Source organism: Pedobacter sp. ASV28 (genome assembly GCF_016428855.1).
GTDB lineage: Bacteria > Bacteroidota > Bacteroidia > Sphingobacteriales > Sphingobacteriaceae > Pedobacter.
The window spans coordinates 21,718-29,360 of sequence record NZ_JAELTN010000061.1; the positions used below are offsets into that span (position 1 = coordinate 21,718).

Below are 7,643 nucleotides of genomic sequence, written 5' to 3' on the forward strand. Positions count from 1 at the left end.
TTTCATGGAAATGATGCGGAAATTAAGGATGGAATTCTACCCTTACAATGTCATTAAGATGGAGGCCCAGCAGCCCGCTGGCCTTGCCTTTGTTAATGGCAATCTCTAGATGGTTGCTAATGCCGAAAAGACAGAGCTTTTCGCCTTCTGGCACCTCATTATAATGCCAACTAAGCTGGGTAATGGTTTCGTTCTTTCTAAAATAGAGGGTAAAGTCTCTATTCCGTTGTACTTTGGTGAATAGATCTTTGGTAATATTGGTGATGACATTGCTGAAAGTGTCAATGAAGATCACACTTCCTCTGATCATGTCCCTTTCAATAACAGGATGGAGCAGCATTCGCTGTTCAATATCTCCGGTAGGGATGCCTATTTCCTTTAATTTGCCGCCTTTTGCCAGGTGAACGGCGGCTTTGACCAATATATCTACCAAAGGAAAATGCAAAAATTTAAGATCCTGCATAATATTCAGCTCCACCAGCTCATCGGGTTTATCTTCAAATAACAGAGAGAAAATGCCATTATCGGCACCTACAAAAAAATGATCTTTATAACGGAGGGCAACATATTTGGTACTTTCGCTAAAAACGGAATCGATACCCACCAAATGAACGGTGTGTTTTGGAAAATAGCTATAAGAGTTTTTAAGTACAAAAGCAGCATAGGAAATATTGAATGAAGGTACATCATGCGTAATGTCTACAATATTTACAGTAGGGAGGATATTCAGGATACTTCCTTTCAAAGCTGCCTGATAAAAATCCTTCGACCCCAAATCTGTTGTTAATGTTATTATAGCCATTAAAAATTCAATATTTATTCTTATTCTTGTGTATAGGCAAATTGCCTACAAATATTCAATTTTTAAATCGAATTACACACTCCATCACATAAAAAAACAATATTTTGAACGAAATAAAACTAATACTGGAAACAACCGATCAAATACAATTTTGGGGTGCCAATAACGAACATTACGAATTGATCAAAAGTGCCTTCCCGAAATTGAAGATAGTTGCACGTGGAAATGAGGTCAAAGCCCTTGGAGATGAGGCCGAATTGAAAAATTTTGAACAGAAGCTCACTCAGCTGGTTGCCCATTTAGATAAATATGGCACTTTGACTAGCAATGATGTAGATGCTATACTAGGTTCTAAAAAGGCAAGCGAAGTTTCTCTGGTAGAACAGAACGGTACTCCAATAGGTAGTGGAGAGGTCATTGTTTATGGCAACCATGGCTTAATGGTAAAGGCCAGAACCGCTAACCAGCATAAAATGGTAGATAGCATTAATAAAAATGATGTTTTATTTGCTATTGGTCCTGCAGGTACCGGAAAGACCTATACAGCTGTAGCCTTGGCCGTTAGGGCACTAAAAAACAAAGAGATCAAAAGAATTATTCTCACACGTCCGGCAGTAGAAGCAGGGGAAAGTTTAGGCTTTTTACCTGGAGACCTAAAAGAAAAGGTAGATCCGTATTTACGCCCCTTGTATGATGCCCTTGATGATATGATACCGCCCGAAAGGCTTAAAGTATATCTAGAGAACAGGACCATTGAAGTAGCGCCCCTGGCATTTATGCGTGGACGTACGTTGGACAATTGTTTTGTAATTCTAGATGAAGCACAAAATTCTACAGACCTACAGCTAAAAATGTTTCTCACCCGTATGGGCCCTACTGCCAAATTTATTGTAACAGGCGATATTACCCAGATCGATTTACCTAAGAAGGCACAATCTGGCCTGCACAATGCCCTACGCATATTAGGTGATATTAAAGGAATAGATATTATATATTTAAGCGGTGAGGATGTTGTTCGCCATAAATTGGTAAAACAGATCTTAAAAGCCTACGGAGATATCCAATAAGTACAAAGTGCTCAGTCAGAAGTCCAAAGATGAAATGATATGGTTGTGTCTTCGGACTTCTGTTCTACAAGCTCCAACATCAGACTAAAAACTTCGGACTTCCCGACTTTTTATGTATTTTTATACCCTCATGAGAGCAATAAAAGAAACGCATTTTAATTTTCCGCAACAAAGCAGTTTTTATAAAGGCAAGGTGCGAGATGTTTATACCATCAATGAACAGTTCATGGCAATGGTAGTTACCGATAGAATTTCGGCATTCGATGTAGTATTGCCAGAGGCCATTCCTTATAAAGGTCAGGTATTGAACCAAATTGCCGCCAAATTCTTATCTGCTACAAAAGACATCGTACCCAATTGGGTATTGGCTACACCAGACGAGATGGTAACCATCGGACGAATTTGCGAACCCTTTAAAGTAGAGATGGTCATCAGGGGATACTTGGCCGGACATGCTTGGCGTGAATACGCAGCAGGTAGGCGCAGTGTTTGTGGTGTAAGTTTACCAGAGGGATTGAAGGAAAATGATAAATTGCCGCAACCTATCATTACCCCAACTACCAAAGCTGCTATAGGTCATGATGAGGATATTTCCAAAGAAGATATCTTGGCCAAGGGAATAGTTTCATTGGCTGATTACGAAAAACTAGAGCAATATACCCATGCCTTATACCAAAGAGGTACCGAAATAGCTGCACAACGTGGTTTGATTCTGGTAGATACCAAATATGAATTTGGTAAGGTAGGAGACGAGATCTACCTGATTGATGAAATCCATACACCAGATTCGTCCCGTTACTTTTATGCAGAAGGTTACGAGGAGAGACAACAGCAAAATGAAGCTCAAAAGCAATTGTCTAAAGAATTTGTACGTAAATGGCTAATAGAGAATGGTTTTCAGGGAAAGGATGGCCAAGCCATTCCAGCAATGACGTCTGAAATAGTCGATTTGATTTCCGATCGCTACATCGAATTATATGAGCAGATTACGGGAGAAGAATTTGTGAAAAATCCTTCTACTGATATTTTGAATAGAATAGAGGAAAATACCACAAAAGCTATCAAAGCACTCCTTTAATCTAATAATTATTTATTTAAATATAAACTGATATGAAATTCTCTATTGATAAACATGAAAAATACGTAGTATTAAAGTTAGAGGAACCTAAATTTACGAATGATAATACACCTGCCCTTAAGTCTGAGTTTATTTTACTAAATACTGAAGGTTATAGAAATATTGTACTCGATTTATCTGCTGTTAAAGAATGTAATGACTCTCAAGATCTTAGTTCGCTTTTGGTAGGCGATAGGTTGTGTAAAAATGCAGAAGGTATTTTTGTGGTTTGCGGCGTGAATAAAAATATTGCCCCGATCATCAAGATGTCTAACCTTCATCAATCTGTTACTTTTGTCAATAAGTTGGATGAAGCAACCGATCTTATTTTCATGGAGGAAATTGAAAAGGAGCTCCGTGGAGGAGTAGATAAGGGGTAAATGATTGAATGAAGTTTGAAATCACCATATTAGGTAGTAGCTCTGCAACTCCCGTATACAATAGAAATCCCAGCGCACAGCTCTTAAACTGCAACGAAAAATTTTATTTGATAGATTGCGGAGAGGGTACGCAACAGCAATTGATAAAATATGGTTTTAAAGCATCTAAAATAGATTACATCTTCATTAGTCATTTACATGGTGATCATTTTTTTGGTTTGGTGGGCTTACTATCAAGCCTACATTTAAATGGCCGTATAAAACCCTTAAACATCTTTGCGCCTCGGGCCATAAAGGAAATATTAGAGCTGCAATTTGAACATTCCGATACCAGATTACGCTATCAGATTAATTATTACGCCATTAATCCATTAAAACCTGAAAAGATCTTTCAGAATAACGATGTAACCGTAGAAACTATTATTCTTAACCATCGTATTCCATGCACAGGTTTTAAGTTTACGGAAAAGAAACGTTTAAGAAAGCTTTTGGTTGATAAATTAGAAATGGACAATGTTCCGTTAGCATATTATCAGCTTTTAAAAAGGGGAGTAAATATTGATACGCCAAATGGGGGCCAGATAAAATACCTTGATTACACCAAAGATTCGGCGGTACCCAAAATATATTGTTATTGTTCAGATACCATGTATGATGAAAGTTATTTTGAACAGTTAAAAAATTGCGACACCCTATATCATGAAGCTACATTTCTGCATGAAATGTTAGAAAGGGCTAACGAAACACACCATACCACCGCTTTACAGGCCGCGCAAATTGCCCAAAAAGTAGGGGCAAAGAAATTATTAATCGGACATTTTTCATCCAGATATAAGGTTCTATCTCCTCTACTGGAAGAAGCACAAAGTGTCTTCGAACCTACAGAATTAGCCATAGAAGGCAGGACTTTCGAGATTTAGATCTGCTGCCCATAAAAAAAAGCCTTTCAAGATGCATAATCTGAAAGGCTTTTTTGTTCAGCAAAATTGCTAACCTGTGCTATTTATCTTTCTTGTTCCCTCCACCAAATACGGAGAAGTGAACATAACGTTTAGGATTTGCCTTTAGGTCGATCATTAGCGCATCGAGATTTTTGGACGCATTGGTCAGGTTATCATACATCTGTCTATCATTTAATAGGGCACCCAATGTTCCCTTGCCATTTTTTAAGTCAGTCACCATACCCTGAAGATCGGCCACCGCTTTGTTGGCATTGGTAATGGTTTGCTCAAAATTAAGGGCAGCTACCTTATTTGTTACTTGATTAAGGTTGTTCATCACCGCATCAATTTTGGCCCCATTGTTTTTAAAGTTTGCTGTAATGGCTTCTACATTGGATAAGATATTAGATAGCTTGGAACTTTCAGATCCCACAAGTGCGTCTACTTTTTTAGAAGTAGATTCTAAAGAGCCCAAGGTGGCTGCGATACTGGTAAAGCTATGATCGATATTCTTTTGTAGATTAGGGTTAAGGATTGTATTTATGCTAGATAAAATGGAATCCATTTTAGTGATGATCAGTTCGGCTTTCTTTTGTACGGGCTGTATGCTTTCCATAAGACCTTTTTCTACGTTGGTTTGCAAGAAATCACCATCCTCCGCAAAGTTCTTGTCGTTGCCCAATGTTAAAACAATTGCCTTACTGCCCAATAAATCTGTGCCTTCCAAACGTGCAATCGTATTTTTTGGAATTTCATACTTGCCGTTAATTTTTAAAGTGGCTTTTATAGTTGCATCTGGCTGTAACTCCAATGCGGCCACACGGCCAATCTGGTATCCGTTAATTAATACCGGCTTGGAAACCCCCAGACCATCTACCTGGGTATACTTTGCATATAATATAGTTTCGTTAGAAAATATGCTGTTTCCTTTCAAAAAGTTGTAGCCAATAATTAACAAGGCAATGGCAAAGGCTGCAAGTATGCCTACTTTAGTTTCGTTTTTAATTTTCACTTAGTTTTTGGTTTACTTAGTTTTCAACTTCTTTTTTGTATTGTTTAATGGCATTTACTATTGCATTTACAATTTCTGCCTGCCCACTCTCCGAATTTATGTAATTTTCTTCATCTGGATTAGAAATGAAACCTATTTCGGTAAGAACAGAAGGCATAGCCGCACGTTGCAATATTAACAAACCTTGTTCTTTAACACCTCTATTAACCCTTTTGTTTACCTCAGTATAGTTTTTTTGGATCATACTTGCTAAAGCCAAGCTTTTTGACCTATACAACGATTTGTATAATGATAGTACAATCACTTCTTCTGGATCTGTAGGATCATAGGTGCCTTTTTTCTTATAATTCTTATCCTTAATGATCTCCTCGTTTTCTTTAAGGCCCGCATCCATTTCATTAATACGACGATAAGCACCTACAAATGTTTCTGTACCTTTGGTAGTTGTATTTCCCTTGGGCATAGAATTACAGTGTATAGAGATAAAAATATCTGCTTTTGCATCATTGGCAATCTCGGCTCTTTTGTACCAATCAACGTCTACATCCGTTTTACGTGTCTGTATAATCTTGATGTTAGGTAATTCTTTTTCTAATTGTTCTCCAAGTTTAAGGGCAACTTTTAAGGCCACATCCTTCTCGTAAGAATATATACCTTTAGCCCCTGGCTTTACACCACCGTGACCTGCATCAATTACTATCGTCTTAATTTTATATCCTTGGGCACTGGCATCAGAAAAACAAAGCAAAAAGGTAAAGCAAACAAGGTATAATAAAATCTTTTTTAATTTCATTTATGTGTGTTTTGCCACAAAAATACAAAATATTAACACTAAATTTCTACACTTAATTTATAAGCTTGAATTGCTTTCAGCAAACAGTTGGCAATTTCTGTTTGTCCGGCTTCCGAATTCATATAGTCTTCTTCTGTAGGATTACTGATAAAACCAATTTCGGTTAATACAGCTGGCATCCCAGCTCTAGCCAATACGGCCAAACTTTTTTCTTGTACACCCCGGTTTATGCGTCCTACACTTACATATTGATCCTGTATGTATTTTGCAAATTTTAGGCTTTGTGTGCGAAAGGTGTTTTTCATTAGGGATAATATAATGGCGCTTTCCGGATCATCGGGGTTGAAGCCCTCATAATTATCCTTATAATTATCCTCTAGAAACATAGCGGCATTTTCTCTTTTGATCGCTTCGTCTTGCTCGTCTAATCTACCGCTACCCGACACAAATGTTTCTGTGCCACGCGTCGAAGTACTTTTGACATACTTTGTCTTATAAATAGGGGTCTTTTTACCTTTTTTATTTTTGGTATACCCACTAATGTACCTGGTAGGATAAACGGGCATATCATTGCAATGTATAGAGATGAAAAGATCTGCTTTTACCTGATTGGCCAACCCTATACGTTCATATAAGGGCACAAATACATCTTGAGTACGGGTATAAACTACTTTAACATCCTTCATGTTCTCCTCTATTAGTTTGCCCAAGCGTAGTGCCGTTTTAAGCGCCACGTCTTTTTCGGTAGAATATAAGCCTCTAGTCATGCCATCTTTACCACCATGACCTGCATCAATTACAATTGTTTTAATTTTATATTCTTGTGCAAACACTTGATTTTCAGCAGAGAATAATAAAAAAAAAGAAATAAACAGGATCAATGTTTCTTTTGCTCTATTCAATGGTATATTTTTCATTAATTTTGAACGTTTTGTGGTAAAGATTATTGCAAAATAAACATTCGGACACAAATTTGAAACTTTTACAGACGATCATTTTTTCCACTTTTTTGGTATTATCAGTTTTTTATACTGATAATAAGGCGCTTGCATCTACCCGTATTCATTTCTTTCAAGAAATAAAAAAAATACAGGATACTACCAAAAGGGACACGACAAAGAAACCCTTAAAGAAGAGTGGTCTAGACTCTAAGCTTGAATATTACGCAAAGGATTCTATCCGTACCGATAAAAAGAACGAAATCATGTATTTATATGGTAATGCCCGTGTAAAGTACGAAGGACTAGAACTTGATGCAGATTTTATTAGATTTAATTCAAGAGAAAAAACCATTTTTCGCCAGTGGGGTTAAAAATGAAAAAGGAAGATATGTAGGTCGTCCAATCTTCAAAACTGGAACAGAGGGATCGTCAATGGCCGATTCTTTAACCTATAATACCGAAACAGGTAAAGGTATTGTAAGTGGTGTTTCTGTCTCTTATACACATCTCCGAGCCCACGAGACATGCGTAAAAAGGGGGGGGGGGGGGGGGGGGGGGGGGGGGGGGGGGGGGGGGGGGGGGGGGGGGGG

8 protein-coding genes and 1 pseudogene are annotated in these 7,643 nt (G+C 37.8%); 5 read left to right on the forward strand and 4 right to left on the reverse strand.

Annotated features, from left to right (window positions below; genetic code table 11):
- Window positions 1–22: 22 nt before the first annotated feature.
- Window positions 23–802 (reverse strand): S-adenosyl-l-methionine hydroxide adenosyltransferase family protein, encoded by a 780-nt coding sequence (locus tag JHD79_RS18405; RefSeq protein ID WP_199120823.1) that lies wholly within the window; start codon window positions 800–802, stop codon window positions 23–25.
- Window positions 803–906: 104 nt separating this feature from the next.
- Here JHD79_RS18405 and JHD79_RS18410 point away from each other — a divergent pair, with 104 nt between their 5' ends.
- The 4 genes from JHD79_RS18410 to JHD79_RS18425 all read left to right on the forward strand — a co-directional run bounded on the left by JHD79_RS18410 (window position 907) and on the right by JHD79_RS18425 (window position 4,286).
- Entirely contained in the window at window positions 907–1,869 is a 963-nt protein-coding gene (locus JHD79_RS18410; RefSeq protein ID WP_199120825.1) for a PhoH family protein, read from the forward strand.
- 130 nt (window positions 1,870–1,999) lie between these two features.
- Window positions 2,000–2,947 carry a phosphoribosylaminoimidazolesuccinocarboxamide synthase gene (locus JHD79_RS18415; RefSeq protein WP_199120826.1) on the forward strand — a complete coding sequence of 316 codons (948 nt, stop codon included), beginning with the start codon at window positions 2,000–2,002 and terminating at the stop codon, window positions 2,945–2,947.
- 32 nt (window positions 2,948–2,979) lie between these two features.
- Window positions 2,980–3,366: an STAS domain-containing protein gene (locus tag JHD79_RS18420; RefSeq protein WP_199120827.1), complete on the forward strand. Its 387-nt coding sequence runs from the start codon at window positions 2,980–2,982 to the stop codon at window positions 3,364–3,366.
- An 8-nt stretch (window positions 3,367–3,374) separates the two neighbouring features.
- Entirely contained in the window at window positions 3,375–4,286 is a 912-nt protein-coding gene (locus JHD79_RS18425) for a ribonuclease Z (RefSeq protein ID WP_199120828.1), read from the forward strand.
- A 79-nt stretch (window positions 4,287–4,365) separates the two neighbouring features.
- On the opposite strand, the gene JHD79_RS18430 is transcribed toward JHD79_RS18425, so the two are convergent.
- From JHD79_RS18430 to JHD79_RS18440, 3 genes are read right to left on the reverse strand one after another with little or no spacing between them, the layout of a single operon-like run.
- Window positions 4,366–5,319 (reverse strand): MlaD family protein, encoded by a 954-nt coding sequence (locus tag JHD79_RS18430; RefSeq protein ID WP_199120829.1) that lies wholly within the window; start codon window positions 5,317–5,319, stop codon window positions 4,366–4,368.
- 16 nt (window positions 5,320–5,335) lie between these two features.
- Window positions 5,336–6,112, reverse strand: a complete 777-nt coding sequence (locus JHD79_RS18435) for an N-acetylmuramoyl-L-alanine amidase (RefSeq protein ID WP_199120830.1) — start codon at window positions 6,110–6,112, stop codon at window positions 5,336–5,338.
- 38 nt (window positions 6,113–6,150) lie between these two features.
- Window positions 6,151–7,029 carry an N-acetylmuramoyl-L-alanine amidase gene (locus JHD79_RS18440; protein WP_199120831.1) on the reverse strand — a complete coding sequence of 293 codons (879 nt, stop codon included), beginning with the start codon at window positions 7,027–7,029 and terminating at the stop codon, window positions 6,151–6,153.
- Window positions 7,030–7,365: 336 nt separating this feature from the next.
- Between JHD79_RS18440 and JHD79_RS18445 the strand changes: the two are divergent.
- Window positions 7,366–7,643: pseudogene (locus JHD79_RS18445) on the forward strand (hypothetical protein); the annotation flags it as partial.

What these genes read in the sequence shown, in the direction of transcription:
- JHD79_RS18440 (WP_199120831.1), bottom strand. Translation starts at nt 7,029, where the DNA reads ATGAAAAATATACCATTGAATAGAGCAAAAGAAACATTGATCCTGTTT.
- JHD79_RS18415 (WP_199120826.1), top strand. Translation starts at nt 2,000, where the DNA reads ATGAGAGCAATAAAAGAAACGCATTTTAATTTTCCGCAACAAAGCAGT.
- JHD79_RS18435 (WP_199120830.1), bottom strand. Translation starts at nt 6,112, where the DNA reads ATGAAATTAAAAAAGATTTTATTATACCTTGTTTGCTTTACCTTTTTG.
- JHD79_RS18425 (WP_199120828.1), top strand. Translation starts at nt 3,375, where the DNA reads ATGAAGTTTGAAATCACCATATTAGGTAGTAGCTCTGCAACTCCCGTA.
- JHD79_RS18420 (WP_199120827.1), top strand. Translation starts at nt 2,980, where the DNA reads ATGAAATTCTCTATTGATAAACATGAAAAATACGTAGTATTAAAGTTA.
- JHD79_RS18405 (WP_199120823.1), bottom strand. Translation starts at nt 802, where the DNA reads ATGGCTATAATAACATTAACAACAGATTTGGGGTCGAAGGATTTTTAT.